The organism is Hominisplanchenecus faecis, assembly GCF_020687205.1.
GTDB classification, from domain to species: domain Bacteria; phylum Bacillota; class Clostridia; order Lachnospirales; family Lachnospiraceae; genus Hominisplanchenecus; species Hominisplanchenecus faecis.
This window is the reverse complement of sequence record NZ_JAJEQE010000013.1, coordinates 1-15,362: the sequence shown is the minus strand read 5'-3', so window position 1 is coordinate 15,362 and position 15,362 is coordinate 1. Positions and strand designations below refer to the sequence as shown.

The window sequence follows — 15,362 nt, the reverse complement described above, 5'->3', positions numbered from 1 at the left end:
TTCTTTTCGTCAAAAAACCCTCTACAGTATAGCATTTGAAAAGCCGTACTGTAAAGGGTCGTTATAAAATGTCAGGGGCAAACTTTGTATCTGTAGTTTGGCTGTATGAAAATTTTTAAGATATTTTTTCTGTTCAAAAGCTTTTCTGGCTGTTTGAGAAACGGAAATAGTTTCCGGAATTGTCATCGGAACCGCCGTAATTATACGGATCCTGTCCCTGGTTCTGATCCTGACTTTCGTCACTGCCGGACTGCAGGCTGCTTCCGCTTGTGCTGCTGTCCGCTTTTCCGAGGGTGACGGTAATGTTTTTTTCCGTATAACCATTGCCATCCGGTACCTGTAAGGTTACTTCTACTTCTTCGCCTGCTTTATAGTATTCCAGACGACTTTTCAGTTCGCTGATATCGCTGACGGATTTGCCATCAAATGCAGTAATGATCGAGTTTGCTGTGATACCTGCCTGCTCTGCTGCCCCGCCTTCGGTTACCTGTGACACAAAGACACCGGACGGAATGCCATAAGCTTCTGCTGCCTCATCACTTACACCGGTACCGGAGATGCCAAGGCTTGCTTTCTCATCATCGGAGACTTTTGTTCTTGTCGTCTCATTCATCAGCTCTTCAATCGTATCATATGCATCGTTCATAGAAATTGCATAACCCATACCTTCTACTTCGGTGGAAGCCAGTTTGGCGGAGTTGATACCGATAACTTCGCCGTTCATGTTCAGCAGAGCACCGCCGCTGTTGCCAGGGTTGATGGCTGCATCGGTCTGGATCAGGCTGATACCGTCATAGCTTGCTTCACTGCTGTCTTCCGAATCCAGTGTACGGTTTGTAGCACTTACAATACCGGTTGTAACGGACTGTCCATATCCAAGTGCGTTACCGATGGCTACAACCTGTTCGCCAACTTCCAGTTTGGAAGAATCACCGATCGTTGCCACAGAAATCTTCGACATCGTATCGCTTGAGATGCTGGAAAGCGGAACGGCTACAACTGCAAGGTCTTTATCAGAATCGGTTCCTTTGATCGTTGCCTCATAAGTTTCATTATCTACAAAGGATACCGAAACCGTCTCTGCCCCATCAATTACATGATTATTGGTGGCAATCAGCAATTCGCTGTCATTCTTTCCGATGATGATACCAGAACCGGCACTTTCGACTTCCTGCTGCTGAATGGAATTACGTCCGCCGAACATTCCAAAATAATTTTCCACTTCCTGAACCGATTTGCTTGTGATGGAAACGATGGAAGGCATTGCGGATTTTACAATGTCAGTCACATCCATTGTCCCCTTTGAAGTTGTGCTTGACGTTGTTTTCAGAAGACTGCTCTTTGTTGATGTCGCTGCCTGTGTTTCCGTCTTTGCAGAAGTTCCGATCAGAGAACTTACTCCCTGATAAGATCCTGCCGCAACGCCTCCAAAGAGAACGGCACTTAATGCGATTGCTCCTACTTTCTTTGCAAATTTAACCATCTTTGCGTTTGGTTTTCTGTGGTTCGGTGTGTTGCTGTTGTTTTCATCAAATTCATAGTGATTGAATCCATCGTGATTCTCGTTGTTGTAATTGTTGTTATCGAAGTTATACATATTTGACATAATGACTACCTCCTGTATTTGCTCATCCAGTTTTCCTTTTCGGAAGCCTGATGTTTGTTGTTCTTGTTCTTTATGTCTAACAGTATATCTGCGATTTGTGTTTGAAATGTTGTAAATATGTGATGAGTCTGGGGTGATTTTGTGAAGAAAGTGTGCCCTGGTTTTCTGGTTTCAGAGTGGGGGAAATGTTTGTATTCTTTCTTAATGTGCAAATGAACAAATTCCCCGCAGGACACGTAAAAGTGTCTGCTTGAGAATTGTTCATTTTGCACATTGCCAGGGGATACAAAGCCACCCAATACCTGAAAGCAGAAAACGTTTCGTGGGCACGGCGGTGTCGCTGGTGAAACACATTGTTAAAACCAAAGCAGCCATGGCTCCAGAAAGGTTGCTTTTCTGGCAAAATGTATTGTTAAAATATTCAGGTGTCTCAGTATAAAAGAATTTTGTTATAAAAATAGCTACAGCTCCGGGATGTTGTTTTCCTGAAGCTGCAGCCATGCTGTTTTTTAGATTAGGTTTAGAGGTAATTTTTATAGAGACACTATGCTTTTATATTAGAAGGATGCGATCTGTTCTGCGGCGTACTGCAGGATCTCTGCTGCGTCATTTGTATCGGCCACACCGTCGCCGTTTACATCTGCACTTGCCTGTGCTTCTGCACTCAGTTCTATTGTTTCTGCTGCGTACTGAAGGAGGAATGCACTGTCGCTTGTTGTTACATTGCCGTCGCCGTCTACATCACCGATCAGGCGTGCCTGTGCAACTTTCAGGGTCAGTTCTTTGACTGCTGCGTTTACTTCTTCCTGAACAGCGTTGTCGTTGTTGTTTACGGTTTCTGCTTTTGCCAGGATTTCTTCCAGTCCGTCGATGGTAGCTGCTACATAAGCTGCTTTGTCTGCCAGGATCTCCTGTGCTTTTTTAATCATTGCCTGCAGTGCTGCTTTGTTGCCTTTCATCTGAAGGTTCATAACTGCATCGATGATCTGTGTATAAGCATTGCTCATCTCAGCGTCTGTCTTGTCCGGGTTTGCAAGTACATCTTCTGCATTTGTGATTGCTTCTTTCAGTGCTTCCAGAGAAGACTCTGTATAATTGCCGTCCAGCAGTTTCTTTGCTGCTTCTATCAGATTTTTCAGTGAGGAAACATCTGTTTTTTCTTCTAATGCAGCCAGCTCACTCAGGATCGCATTTGCTGCTTCATTTACTTCTTCCTGTGTTGCATCTTTGTTTTCCAGAACCTGTTTGCCTGCTTCTGCTGCTGCTTTCAGTGCTTTTGCATTGCCGTTGTAATCTTTTGCATTTGCAAGGATTTCTTCTGCTGCTTCTACTGCGACTTCAAGATGAAGTTTCTGTACTGCATATTCCAGATTTCCAAAGGCATTCATCAGGCTGTTGACTGCATCGCTCATTTCTTTCTGAGATGCATTTTCGTTCGCCTGTACTTCTTTTGCTGCTGCCAGTGCTTCTTCTACGGATTTCCAGCTTTCTTCGGTGTATTCTTCAGAATCCAGAGATTCTACCAGCTGGATAAGGCGATCCAGGCTTGCTTTTACAGTTTCGCTTGTTTCTGTTTTCTGTACCGGATCTTTGGTCATCTGTGTCCAGCCATCTGTCATCGGTGCATTCTGTGCTTCTGAGTATGCTTTTGCATATTTTGTATTTGCATAGTCGATATCAAGGTCTTCACAGAGCTGCTGCATATCCTGTGTATAGAGCATAACATTCAGGATATTCGCTGCGGATTTCTGCAGATCACCAAGTACGATACAGTTATTAAATCCATACCATGTTACGAAATTGCCTTCAGATGAGCGTGTGAATTTTGCTTCTCCTCTTGAGATAGCATCCAGTGTATCTTCTGACAGTACAGAGTAACTTTCAACCGGCACTTCATAAGTCACTTTTCCGCCTTTACTCGGTACAAAAGTTCCCCAGTTTTCAGTTCTGATAACGCCTCCCCAAGGTCTGCTTGTTTCTGTTACTTTAACATAACCATCCTCGGTAAATTCCGGTTTACGCACTTCCAGATAATTGGTGATTACGCTGGAAGCCTTTCCAGGGCTGATCATATCATTTCCTGCATGCATAGAAATATGAGGTGAGGACTGTCCGCCGCCCCAGTCGGTCATGATATATCCGGTGAATCCCCACTCACCACGTGCAATATCTGTACAGGTATCATAGGAATCTCCGCCCGGCCATCCGTTGTTTTCGTTGTAGCAAGTCATCAGACACATTGGTTTCCCAAGTTCCACGCCGATTTCAAAACCTTTCAGATAAATTTCGCGTGCAGTTCTTTCACTGATCACGTTGTTTTCTGCATTTCGGTTATCTTCCTGGCTGTTTGCCCAGAAATGTTTTACGGTAACACCAACACCGTGGTTGGACTGTGCACCGCTTACAACATTTGCTGCTGCGATACCGGTCAGATACGGATCTTCTGAATAATATTCAAAAGTACGTGCACCCATCGGGTTTTTCACGATGTTCATACCCGGTGCCAACCAGATCGTTGCACCATATTCTTTCTGTTCTTTTCCGACACCTTCGCCGTAAGCATACATCAGATCGGTATCCCATGTGCAGGCTACGTTGATTGCGGATGGGAATGCAGTCGGAAGCACATTGTATTTTTCTGCTCCTTCTTCATCCTGATCTGCGATCGTTACACCATCTTTGCTGTAGAAATAAGTACCGCCCACACGGTTATCCTCATCGATCCTTGGGCTGATAACACCGTCCTGGTCACAACGAATGCCGGCAGGTCCGTCACAATTTGCCAGTGCCGGTACATGTCTGGAAGCAAACAGCTCTGTTGTGCTTCTTCCTACGTTTCCAAGCATTGCATGTGTATAAGAAACAATATTTCCGTCTTCATCATAAATATAACCAACGGATTTTGTGCTCGATCCATTTACCAGTTTTGCCATTTCTTCTACGGAAAGGCTGGCTACAAACTGTTCCATGGAGATCGTACCTTCCAGTACATCGGTCAAAGTGACGGTATCTTTTGTCATACCTTCCGGAAGATCTGCTACTTCCTGTACTTTTTCAGAGTAAGTCGTTGTCTTGTATCCACCTTTTCCGGTATTGTTTTCCAGAACGCCGGCCACTTTTTTTGTCTGTAAAATAACTTCGTCATTTGCTGTATAATCTTTTGCATCATCTACAAACAGATACGTTGTTACGGTTTCATCATCATATTTGGAAGCGTTGTCTCCCTGATAAGTTACTTCATCAATGGCAATTCTTTCTGCATTTTTGATCTCTTCCGCCTCACCATCGTATGTGATCGGTGTTGCACCTTCTTTGGAAAGTTCATCAAGTTCTGCTCCGTCTTCCATTTCCAGCTGATTGGAGAGCTGCTCTGTAACAACATCCTCATCCAGCACACCTACGGCTGCAACATGTGTATTTCTGGAACTGTCTCCCACACGGACGATGTACTCGCCTTTTTCCATAACATAAGCTGCTTTGTCTTCACTGTAAGCACTCATATCTGCCGTGTCATAAGTCAGATGCAGGGTCTGTTTTTCTCCCGGTTTCAGCTCATCGGTTTTTCCGTACGCTGCCAGTTCCTGGTAAGCTTTCTCCATCTCACCGTCCGGTGCGGAGAAATAAACCTGTACTACTTCTTTTCCGGTAACATCACCGGTGTTTGTTACCGTAACATCTACACCTACCTGATCGGCATCGATGCTGACATCTTCTACATTGATATCAAAATCCGTATAAGAAAGTCCGTAACCAAACTCATAAGCTACATCTTTTCCAAACGTATCAAAGTAACGATAACCAACGTAAATACCATCGCTGTAATATTCGGTTGCTGTGTTTCCGTCCAGAGAACCAAATCCTGCATCGGAAGAAGCATAATCATAAATGTCTTTTGCCCAGGTAAGGTTCAGTTTACCGGATGGATTTACGGTACCGTTCAGCAAATTGACGCAGGCTGCTCCGGCACGCTGTCCTCCAAATCCGATATAAAGTACAGAATCGATATTGTCGATGTCATCGATCCAGGAAACATCAACAACCTGTGTATTCAGTACTACGATCACTTTTTCGAATTTTTTTGCGATCTTTTCGATGTTCTGACGTTCAATATCCGTGAGATAATAGTCACCTTTTTCCGGTTTACGGTCACGACCTTCTCCGCAGTTTCTTGCCAATACGTAAATTGCTGTATCGGTGTCCTGTTTTGCTTCTTCAACCCACTCATCGGTAAGTTCTACATCATTTGCCATTTTGCTTCCGGAAAATCCGGTTGCTACGACACCTCTTCCGACCGCTTCACGGTAAGCTTTCGGTGTGGTAATGTTATATCCGGCAGCTTCCATTGCTGTGTCGATCCAGTCACGTTCTCTCTGGTTTACAATACCGGAACCGGTTCCGCCTTTTACGGTACCGGTTGCACCATTTCCGAAAAGTGCCACATTTTTCAGTTTGTCTGAAGTGGCGATCGGGAGTGCACCATTGTTTTTCAGAAGTACCGCACTCTGTTCTGCGATCGTCTGCGAAACTTTGTTGTTCGCTATTTCATTATCCGTGTACCCTCCGTTTCCAAATGCTTCCAGCTGTGCATCCGTATAAGCTGCCATAACGCTGCTGCAAGGTGCCGCTGCCATCGTCGCTGAAAGAAGCAATGCCAAAACTTTTTTGTTCTTCATTCTTTCTTAGTCCTCCTTGTCCTTTTGTTTTGTAGGTTCCCGAAGTTCGAAGATCCGTCTTTGTATCGTGCCTTTATTATAAATAAAATTTACTTTTCTCTTCAATTGAGCATTTCTGCGTGCTTTTCCCGGTTTTTCTGTGGGTTTTTTTCTATTTTCAGAAGTTCTTCTTTTTCCGGTTCTGGTTTTGCTGTTTTTTTAGAAAAAGCCTTTCCGAAACGGGTTTACACGGGAAATTTGCAATGCTTCTTTTGTCTTTATTCTTGAATATACCCCTCACAAAAAGATATAATAAACTTACTACGAAGATGAAAATGCGGCATCTTTAAAACACGGATGATTTTATGGAGTGAGGTTATGATAAAAACGCTGATTATTGATGACAACAAAATTATAAGAGAATATTTTCAGACGATGATCGACTGGGAGGCACGCGGTTTCTCCCTCTGTGCCGTTGCCAATAACGGCATTATGGGCTGGCAGGAATTTTCCAGGCATCGCCCAGACGTCGTGATCACGGACGTTCAGATGCCTGGAATGTCCGGACTTGAGCTTTCACGCAAGATCCGCGAAGTCTCTCCCGATACGCTGATCATCTTTATTTCCAGTTATGATAATTTTAATTATGTAAAAGATGCCCTCGAGATTGGAGCTTTTGACTATATCTTAAAGCATGAAACCAAAGGGGAAAAATTTGATAAAAAACTGGAACGGATCCGTCTGGAGTTCGAATCACGGACACAACGAAGACAGCATTATTACGAAGGGCAGCTGCATCTTGCACTCGCTTCACACAGTGCCGGTGCATTATCGAAATTAGAAGAGATCCTTCCAAATCGATATTCCATGCTTCTTCTGGAACCGGCAAGTATTCTGCCTGCTTTTGGAAGGTATTTTCCATATCAAGAGGAAGAACCTTGTGAGGATGTGATCCTAAAACCGACAAATGCTTCTCCTTACATGATCTGCGGGGTACATACGGAAGATTCCGGTTATCTTCTTCTTTTAAAATCAGGTGTTGATCTGACCGACTTTGCAAAAGATCTCTGTCAGCAGATTTTCTATCAGCAGAAACTTTATATGTACGGCATCCCGATCTGTGAACGGGAAACGATTTCCAATTCTCTTTCCCTGTTCGAGAAATACCATACCTGCACCAGACGCAAATATTTTCGAAAATATGACTGTATCATTTTGCCATTCGAGTCTGAAAATACCGGAAATATCATCGAACATGGGGAAATTCTGGAGACGCTGAACCGCCTTGATATCCGAAAAACGAGCGAACTGATCGATCATCTTGCCTACATGATATGCAGTTCCTGCGATTACGATCTGCTTTGTGAGATTTCGGATCTGTTTCTTTCTTTTCTTGTGCAAAAAGAAAAGGATCTCTGTGATCAATCACTTGTCTTATACAAAGAAGATGATCAGAAACTCTGGAAAAATGCGGAAGAAATCTTTTTCTGGTTTAAGACAAAATTTCAGGAAGTTTTTACCTGTATGCATGAAAATCATTTTGACACTTATTCGAAACAGGTGCAGGAAGCGATCCGCTATATCCGCCGCAACTACTTGAATGACTGCCTGAATGTAAAAGAAATTGCCGATCATACCGGCATGAATATTGATCATCTCAACCGTCTTATGAAAGCTGAAACAGGTATGACGGTCGTTAAGTGGCTGACTACTGTCCGCATCGACAAAGCGAAGCAACTGATCCTGAAAAATAAAAAACTGACTGAAATCTATCCGGAAGTCGGCTATACCAATCTGTCTTATTTTTCAAACGTATTCAAAAAAGTATGCGGCATGACACCGCTTGAATATAGGAGGAAAACACTTGAAAAAGAAACCATTGATTAAATCTTTATTGTTGAAAAATATAGTGTATATTTTGCTGTGTTCTACTCTTTTTCTGCTGGCAGTGACTCCATTTGTGGAACAGACAGCTTTCCACATGCTGCAGCCACTTCTGGCAGAATATACAACCTTAAGCGTAAATAAAGCTGCAACCCGCATGAGTAATTTCCTGGCTCTCTCCAACACTGCTCTGCGGGTTCGGATACGGACCTCTGATTTTCAGGACGCCCTCTTCCGCTATATTCATTTTGATTCATCCGAAAAAGAATTTCAGAATGATATTCAGGCTGCCCTTAAGCCTCTGGAAACTTCTTTTTCCATGGATGAGAATCACGATTTTTCTTCTGTCAGCTATCCGGCTTTTTATATTGAAGAAAAAGGACTGTTCTGTGGCTCTTCCATTCAATACGCAGCAGAAACATTCGTCCAAGAAAACTGGTTTCAGAATTATCAGCAAAAACATTCCAGCGATTCTTCTTATTTTATTTTTTCGCCTTCAAAGTCAAATGCAGACAGTGAACGCTATTTCTGTTTCGTGTCTTCACGAACAACAAGTGACTCATCACAGACGAAATATTACTCTATCCTTTTTACAAAATTCTCGGACATCGAAAAACTCTGGGAAAATCTGCTGCACCTCGGAATAGAGGACTATGCTTTTCTTGGAATTGACAGGGAAATACTTTATCAGAATTTAAGCGACAGCGTCCTGGACTTTGACTATGTCCGTGAATCTATGCTTTCTGACAATCAGCATCTGGTCATCAGCAGCAGAGATACTGTCAAAAACGGCGTGATGTATTCTGTATTGGTTTCTTATAAGCAGGAAGGGCTCCGCTTTCTTGTTTTCGTAGACAACCATGTGTTTAACCGTCTGTTCCGGAATTACAATATGCTGCTGCGAATCATCATTCTGGCTCTGGCCGCTGTCTTCATTCTTCTGTTTATCATTCTGCTGAAGCAGATCTTCAAGCGGCTTTGGCGTTTATCGGAAAAGATGGTTGTCGTGCAACAGGGAAATTATCAGGTCGTTCTGGAGGATGACAGGGAGGATGAGATCAGTCAGCTGACCCACTCTTTCAATGTTATGACGGAGCAGATCCGAAAAAATATCGAACAGATCCGCACACAGGAAGAACAGGCGAAACTGCTTCAGTATAATCTGATGGTTTCAGCCATTAATCCTCATTTTATCTATAATACGCTAAATACTTCCACACATCTGGCGGAATTCGGACGTATTTCGGAAGTAGTCGAGGTCAACGATGCACTAATCAATTTCCTGCGTGACAATCTGAAGCTTAAGAGTTCTCAGTTCTATGACCGCCTGGAAAATGAGCTGGATGTCCTGCGGCAGTACATTATCATCCAGAATTATCTGTGTGACAACACGATCACGCTGCAGAATCATGTCTCAGAAAAGGATCTGGCACTGTCCATACCAAAGTTCCTGCTGCAGCCGCTCGTGGAAAATGCAATCCTGCACGGAATCGTAATGAATATTGATGAGATGGGAAACAGCATTCCGGGTATCATCGATATCACGGTAACACATTCGAAAGAAAACGGGCGGATTCAGATATCCGTGAAAGACAATGGCATCGGCATGTCGCAAGAAACGATCCAGAAATATTTTTCAAATCAGGCGATTGCCGAACTGAGTGAGAAAAAGCAGCATGAGCATATCGGAATTGCGATCGTCTATAACCGCCTGGCCTTTCTCTATGGGCAAGATTATCGTTTCTCGGTTGACAGTACACCAGGGATGGGAACGGAAATTCACATTGAAATTCCGCTCAAAAAATAAAACGGATACCAACCAATAAAATTCCCGGCAAAGTAGATTTACTCTGCCGGGAGTTTTTTAGAAACATTATGTTTTTGTGTAATACTGTCTTGATTACATCTGTGCTACTACAGTCTCACCTGCAACTGCGTCCATACCGGACATCAGTTTTACCGGTGGGCACTCATCTCCGTTGGTAACGATCAGCATTGTCACGTCACGCAGACCATGTGCTGCGATTGCAGATTTGCTGAAACCGATCAGATTGTCACCTGTTTTTACTTTATCACCAACGGTTACATATGGTTTGAAGCCTTCACCGTTCATGCCTACCGTATCTACGCCGATGTGAAGCAGTACTTCTACTCCATTGTCCAGTCTCATACCTACTGCATGGAAAGATCCGTCCATAACAACAGTGATCTCGCCGTCAGCCGGAGCAGTCAGAACTTCGTTTTCCGGGATGATCGCAATACCGTCACCCATGATCTTTGCTGAGAAAACACCATCGTTTACTTCCTCGATCGGAATCACTTTTCCGGTCAGGTATGCTTTCATAGTTTTGCCATTTGCAGCTTCTTCTGATTTTGCAGCTTTTTTCTTGAAAAATGATAACATAATTTCCCTCCTGTTGTTTCATTAATTTTCACACTACTAGGGTAAATCATATCATAGATTGCAGAGAAGTTGCAAGACTCAATCCATTATTTGTGATATTTTCTTACTAAGTCGATGTAATGTTTTACCTGTTCCACGCATCCGTCCACACCGACACGGCTGCTGTTTACCACCAGATCATAGTTTCTGGAATCTCCCCAGGCGATCGGGCAGTAACGGTTGTGATACTGTTTTCTTCTTTTATCTTTTTCTTTCATGAAGCCCAGAGCATCTTTTTCGTTCATATTATAATATTTCATGATACGCTCTGCCTTCTGTGGCTTGTCACCACGGATAAAAATGGATACCATGCTTTCGTACTCACGAAGGATTGTCTCGGAACAACGTCCGACTACCACAAAAGACTCTCCTGATTTTGCTTTTTCTTTCAGGAAATCAAACTGCAGGTTTGCAACGTTCTGCTCCGGTGAACTGTTCAGTCCGCGAACAGTACGATACAGAAAGCGGTTCCATTTCAGTTCATCATATGCTTCGAGATCTTCACTTTTTAAATTTTTCTTTGCTGCAATCTCTTTTAACAGGTCATGGTCATACAGTGCAATGCCATAATCATCAGCAAGTTTCTGTGCGACTTCATGACCGCCACTTCCGAACTCACGCCCTACTGAAATAATTAATTGTTTTTCCATTTTGCTCAGCCCCCCCCTTTTATAGGTATAATGTTAAAGCCAAATGATGTCATACGTGACCCTGGCATCATAAATATCTGACGTAGATCATCGCCAGAGATATTGCTACTACTATTATAGTAGCAGGAGCCATATATTTGCAATACTTTCCCCATTTAATAATATGACCTTCTCTTGCTGCGGTTGCGATACCTACAACGTTCGCCGATGCACCGATCGGTGTTGCACTTCCTCCGATATCGGTACCGATCGCCAGTGCCCATGCAAGAACAGTCAGGTTGACACCGGCTACATCGGATGCAAGATCCGTGATAACCGGGATCATGGTCGCTGCGAATGGAATGTTATCGATAAAGGCACTTGCCACTGCAGATACGATAATGATAATAGCAATCATAACTGCAATATTTCCTCCACTGACAGATCCGATAAAGCCGGCCAGAATTTTCAGGACTCCGGTTTCTTCCAGACCGCTTACAACAACAAACAGTCCGACGAAGAACAACAGCGTCTTATAATCTACTTTTTTTAAAAGTTCTACTGCATCTTTACCTGCCACGATCAGTGTTATGAGTGCAATAGCAACACCGATCGTCGATACAGTCAGCCCCGTCTGTGCATGTGATACCAGAAGCACGACAGCACACAGGAAAATAATACAGCTTGCGATAAATCCACGTTTGTCTGTGATTGCTTCCTTCGGATCTGGATAAGAAGCATGATCTTTTTTATTTGCCCCGCTCTTTTTCAGTTCTTTTCTAAATGCAAAGTAAAAATAGATAACGACAAATACCAGGGATACGACTGCCATCAGACCAGTATTGGTAATGAAGTCGGTGAAAGAATATCCCAGGGATGTACCGATGATAATGTTTGGCGGATCTCCGCACATCGTTGCCGATCCTCCGAGATTGGCACAGAAGATTTCCGATAAGATCATCGGAACCGGATCAAACTCCAGAAGCTGTGACAGTTCGATCGTAACTGCTGCCAGAAACAGGATAACGGTGATACTGTCGATGAACATAGCCAGTACGAAAGACAGCAGCATAAACGTCATAAAAATCGGAATAACCTGATATTTTACCATCTTTGCGATTTCCATGCAGAGCCAGCGGAAGAAACCGACTTTTGCCATACCTTCTACCATGATCATCATGCCGGCGATAAAAATGATCGTCTGCCAGTTGATACCGGAAGAAGCCTCGCTGGATTCACCTGCTGCATACCAGAATCCGGTTGTAAAGAAACTCTGTAAATTCAGGGTACGCATGATCGCCCCCATGCTGTGCATACCAAGCCCAAAGACCAGAAGCAGGGTCAGAAGACCGCACGCCAGCGTGATCCACTGCCTTTCCCAGATCTCCAGAATGATCAGCAGGAACATGGCAAGGAAAATGATGATTGCTAATACTTGTGCTAACATTTGTGTTCTCCTTTTTTCACATAATCGATATCCGCACCAAAAGCTTTGCAGATATCATCTTTCGTTTGTATCAGATACTAAAAGCCAGTCTCCTGTGCTTTTGCCCATCCTGACTGTGAATATAGGAAATCACGAGATCTCGCTTTCTGGAACAGTGCTCATGTCCTCACCTCCTGTAGTATGTCCGCTGTTTATCCGAAAATTTATCGTCAGTAAAGCGGACATTCACAATCCGCTTCTCTGCGTTCAAATTCCGTCATATTTTTCATAATATTTGACCGTTTTTGATGTTATTTTATTCCAGCAACAACTTTACAACTTTTTGAGGTGTTTGACAATAGATTTTTTTAAGAAAATGGTTTATTTTTTTCATATACATTTTCCATTATCAAAATCTGTTTTTTGTATATAATATATTACACGCTCTTAATCATCTCTTTAATTTCAAAAAGAATCGCCTATTATTCAATATGTAATGTTTTAGCAACATAACATTTGACATTCTCTCTCCCTGTGTTATAATCGTTACACATCTACATCCCATCAAAAGCTATATTAGACAGGATATTGAATCTCGTCACTGATACAGCTTTTTTGCTTATACAGGCAGAAATTACATCACATCTGATATACAGTAACAACATTTCAGGAGACATTTTATGATCACGATCACAGAAAAAACTTTGACGGGAATGACTTTCATCGACCTCTTTGCCGGCCTTGGCGGCTTCCGGCTCGCCCTGGAATCTCTTGGGGCAACATGCGTATATTCCAATGAGTGGGACAGACCGGTACAGAATGTCTATAGAGAAAATTTTGGTGACCTCCCGGAAGGGGACATCACCAAAGTGGATGAACATACGATTCCTGACCACGACATCCTCTGTGCCGGATTTCCGTGTCAGGCTTTCTCTATCAGCGGCAAGCAGCGTGGGTTTGAGGACAGCCGCGGAACTCTTTTTTTTGATGTTGCCCGGATTATACGGCAGAAACATCCAAAAATCGTATTTATGGAAAATGTAAAGAATTTTGCTTCGCATGATAACGGACATACACTTGAAGTCGTAAAAGGCACTCTTGAGGAACTTGGATACACCTTTTTTAAAGATGTCCTGAATGCAGTTGATTACGGAATTCCCCAAAACCGGGAACGTATCTATATGGTCTGTTTTCAAAATGATCTGAAGATAAAGGATTTCTCGTTTCCAAAGGCTTTTCCACTCAAAAAACATGTTGAGGATTTTCTTCTGGAAGATGAAAGCCTGGTAGAAAATTTGTACATCAGTCGACCGGATACTTATTTTAACGGCATTGCCGATACCAGTTACAGCAACAAACCGATAAGGCTCGGCATCGTCAACAAAGGTGGTCAGGGCGAACGTATCTACAGTACAAAAGGCATTGCCATCACCCTATCTGCCTATGGCGGCGGTATTTTTGCCAAGACAGGCGGATACCTGATCCATGGCAGAACACGCAAACTCCATCCCCGGGAATGTGCCAGAATCATGGGATTTCCGGATTCTTACAAGCTCTGCCCAAGTTCCAGCCAGGCATACAAACAATTCGGAAATTCTGTTGTGATCGATGTGCTGCAGCTGATCGGCATTGAGATCGGAAAGGTTCTGCCAGACTCCGAATCCTGACTTCTGATCATATCAATGCCGTAATAAATTCCTGATCCGTAAGACCCGAAGCATATTCATTTAACTTAACAGAAAAAATTACGTTTGCATTATAGGTATTGGAAAGCTTTCTGATCTCATACCGCTCACCCCGTTGGGAAAACATGTATTCATATTCATTTAAAATAAATCTTTGATCATGATATGGCAGATCTGAAGTTATAAACAGTTTGTTTCCTTCTGTCTGTACATTACGGATTTCATAATCCTGTCTTAAAAGAAAATCTTTTACAACAGAAATCCTTTTTTTCCCAACGTCACTTGAGCCACTTCTTTTCACACGATAAGTGGCACTGATCTCAAAACACTCCCGAAATTGCCTGATTGGGATAATTTTAAATCCATTGGTGATAAAAAATTGAACACCTTTTTTTCGATAATGTTCTACAATCCAGGCTGCAAAAATTTCCTGACCGCCCGGCATCACAATTTCTTTTCCTGCTGTCCCTGCATTTCTGTAGTCATCGAATTTCTGATTCATATATTCTATAATCATCTGTGCTGACGAATTAATACTGTCTGTATTCTGCTTGCTATACTGAAATGTCTGTGTCATAATGTCCGGTAATAAAACAAACTGACCGCACTGTGCCGGGGAATGTTTCGCCTCTATATAAAAGCAAAAACCTTGTCGTGTCTCCACCAAAATATCCGGAACGGCAGAATCTGCTCCGCCTTTGTGCGTAAATTTGGCATACATACCATATGTTTTGTTCAAAAATTCCACACAGTCCTGTTCAAACTTTTCCCATTTATTCATACTCTTCTATCATCGCCTCCTGATACGTGGCATACTTTTTTCTTTGCATCTGAAGAATCCTTCGATTCCGGGGTGGGGTTCTCCGTTTTCCTTCCATGCATGAAGCCCGTACGTTAAAACATCGTTGGAACCTGGATCCTGGCACGGATCTTTTTGCTGATCGTATTGGCAAGGATATCGTGAACTACCCATTGTCTAAAGCCAATGGGCTTCCTGCTTCGCAGACCTCGTAACCTACTATCTCCACAGGCGTTCA

10 protein-coding genes are annotated in these 15,362 nt (G+C 43.0%); 3 read left to right on the top strand and 7 right to left on the bottom strand.

The features are described 5' to 3' along the window. Positions 1 to 133: 133 nt before the first annotated feature. The 3 genes from LKD42_RS05680 to LKD42_RS05670 form a co-directional block, all read right to left on the bottom strand. Entirely contained in the window at positions 134 to 1,606 is a 1,473-nt protein-coding gene (locus tag LKD42_RS05680; protein ID WP_248835067.1) for a S1C family serine protease, read from the bottom strand. Positions 1,607 to 1,867: 261 nt separating this feature from the next. Then, positions 1,868 to 2,107, bottom strand: a complete 240-nt coding sequence (locus LKD42_RS05675; RefSeq protein ID WP_248835066.1) for a hypothetical protein — start codon at positions 2,105 to 2,107, stop codon at positions 1,868 to 1,870. Between the two features lie 56 nt (positions 2,108 to 2,163). Continuing rightward, on the bottom strand, positions 2,164 to 6,279 hold the full coding sequence (locus tag LKD42_RS05670; RefSeq protein WP_248835065.1) for a glycoside hydrolase family 3 C-terminal domain-containing protein: 4,116 nt from the start codon (positions 6,277 to 6,279) through the stop codon (positions 2,164 to 2,166). Positions 6,280 to 6,615: 336 nt separating this feature from the next. Here LKD42_RS05670 and LKD42_RS05665 point away from each other — a divergent pair, with 336 nt between their 5' ends. Further along, positions 6,616 to 8,145 (top strand): response regulator transcription factor, encoded by a 1,530-nt coding sequence (locus LKD42_RS05665; RefSeq protein WP_248835064.1) that lies wholly within the window; start codon positions 6,616 to 6,618, stop codon positions 8,143 to 8,145. After that, a complete protein-coding gene (locus tag LKD42_RS05660; protein WP_248835063.1) occupies positions 8,123 to 9,949 on the top strand; it encodes a sensor histidine kinase in 1,827 nt (608 codons plus the stop codon). The genes LKD42_RS05665 and LKD42_RS05660 overlap by 23 nt, the downstream gene beginning before the upstream one ends. Before the next feature lie 93 nt (positions 9,950 to 10,042). Here LKD42_RS05660 and LKD42_RS05655 read toward each other — a convergent pair whose 3' ends face one another. From LKD42_RS05655 to LKD42_RS05645, 3 genes are all read right to left on the bottom strand, one after another. Next, positions 10,043 to 10,546 carry a PTS sugar transporter subunit IIA gene (locus LKD42_RS05655; RefSeq protein ID WP_248835062.1) on the bottom strand — a complete coding sequence of 168 codons (504 nt, stop codon included), beginning with the start codon at positions 10,544 to 10,546 and terminating at the stop codon, positions 10,043 to 10,045. A gap of 86 nt (positions 10,547 to 10,632) precedes the next feature. Continuing rightward, a complete protein-coding gene (locus LKD42_RS05650; RefSeq protein WP_022117989.1) occupies positions 10,633 to 11,235 on the bottom strand; it encodes a cytidylate kinase-like family protein in 603 nt (200 codons plus the stop codon). A gap of 67 nt (positions 11,236 to 11,302) precedes the next feature. Continuing rightward, a complete protein-coding gene (locus LKD42_RS05645) occupies positions 11,303 to 12,661 on the bottom strand; it encodes an ArsB/NhaD family transporter (protein WP_248835061.1) in 1,359 nt (452 codons plus the stop codon). Between the two features lie 659 nt (positions 12,662 to 13,320). On the opposite strand from LKD42_RS05645, the gene LKD42_RS05640 reads away from it, so the two are divergent. After that, the gene (locus LKD42_RS05640) at positions 13,321 to 14,307 is read left to right on the top strand and encodes a DNA cytosine methyltransferase (RefSeq protein ID WP_248835060.1); all 987 of its coding nucleotides are present in this window, start codon (positions 13,321 to 13,323) and stop codon (positions 14,305 to 14,307) included. A 7-nt stretch (positions 14,308 to 14,314) separates the two neighbouring features. On the opposite strand, the gene LKD42_RS05635 is transcribed toward LKD42_RS05640, so the two are convergent. After that, complete coding sequence (locus LKD42_RS05635) at positions 14,315 to 15,106, bottom strand: PDDEXK family nuclease (protein ID WP_248835059.1); 792 nt, start codon at positions 15,104 to 15,106, stop codon at positions 14,315 to 14,317. Positions 15,107 to 15,362 lie beyond the last annotated feature (256 nt).

Coding starts and splice junctions, on each gene's coding strand:
- LKD42_RS05680 (WP_248835067.1), bottom strand. CDS start 1,606: ATGTCAAATATGTATAACTTCGATAACAACAATTACAACAACGAGAAT.
- LKD42_RS05675 (WP_248835066.1), bottom strand. CDS start 2,107: ATGGCTGCAGCTTCAGGAAAACAACATCCCGGAGCTGTAGCTATTTTT.
- LKD42_RS05670 (WP_248835065.1), bottom strand. CDS start 6,279: ATGAAGAACAAAAAAGTTTTGGCATTGCTTCTTTCAGCGACGATGGCA.
- LKD42_RS05665 (WP_248835064.1), top strand. CDS start 6,616: ATGATTTTATGGAGTGAGGTTATGATAAAAACGCTGATTATTGATGAC.
- LKD42_RS05655 (WP_248835062.1), bottom strand. CDS start 10,546: ATGTTATCATTTTTCAAGAAAAAAGCTGCAAAATCAGAAGAAGCTGCA.
- LKD42_RS05650 (WP_022117989.1), bottom strand. CDS start 11,235: ATGGAAAAACAATTAATTATTTCAGTAGGGCGTGAGTTCGGAAGTGGC.
- LKD42_RS05645 (WP_248835061.1), bottom strand. CDS start 12,661: ATGTTAGCACAAGTATTAGCAATCATCATTTTCCTTGCCATGTTCCTG.
- LKD42_RS05640 (WP_248835060.1), top strand. CDS start 13,321: ATGATCACGATCACAGAAAAAACTTTGACGGGAATGACTTTCATCGAC.
- LKD42_RS05635 (WP_248835059.1), bottom strand. CDS start 15,106: ATGAATAAATGGGAAAAGTTTGAACAGGACTGTGTGGAATTTTTGAAC.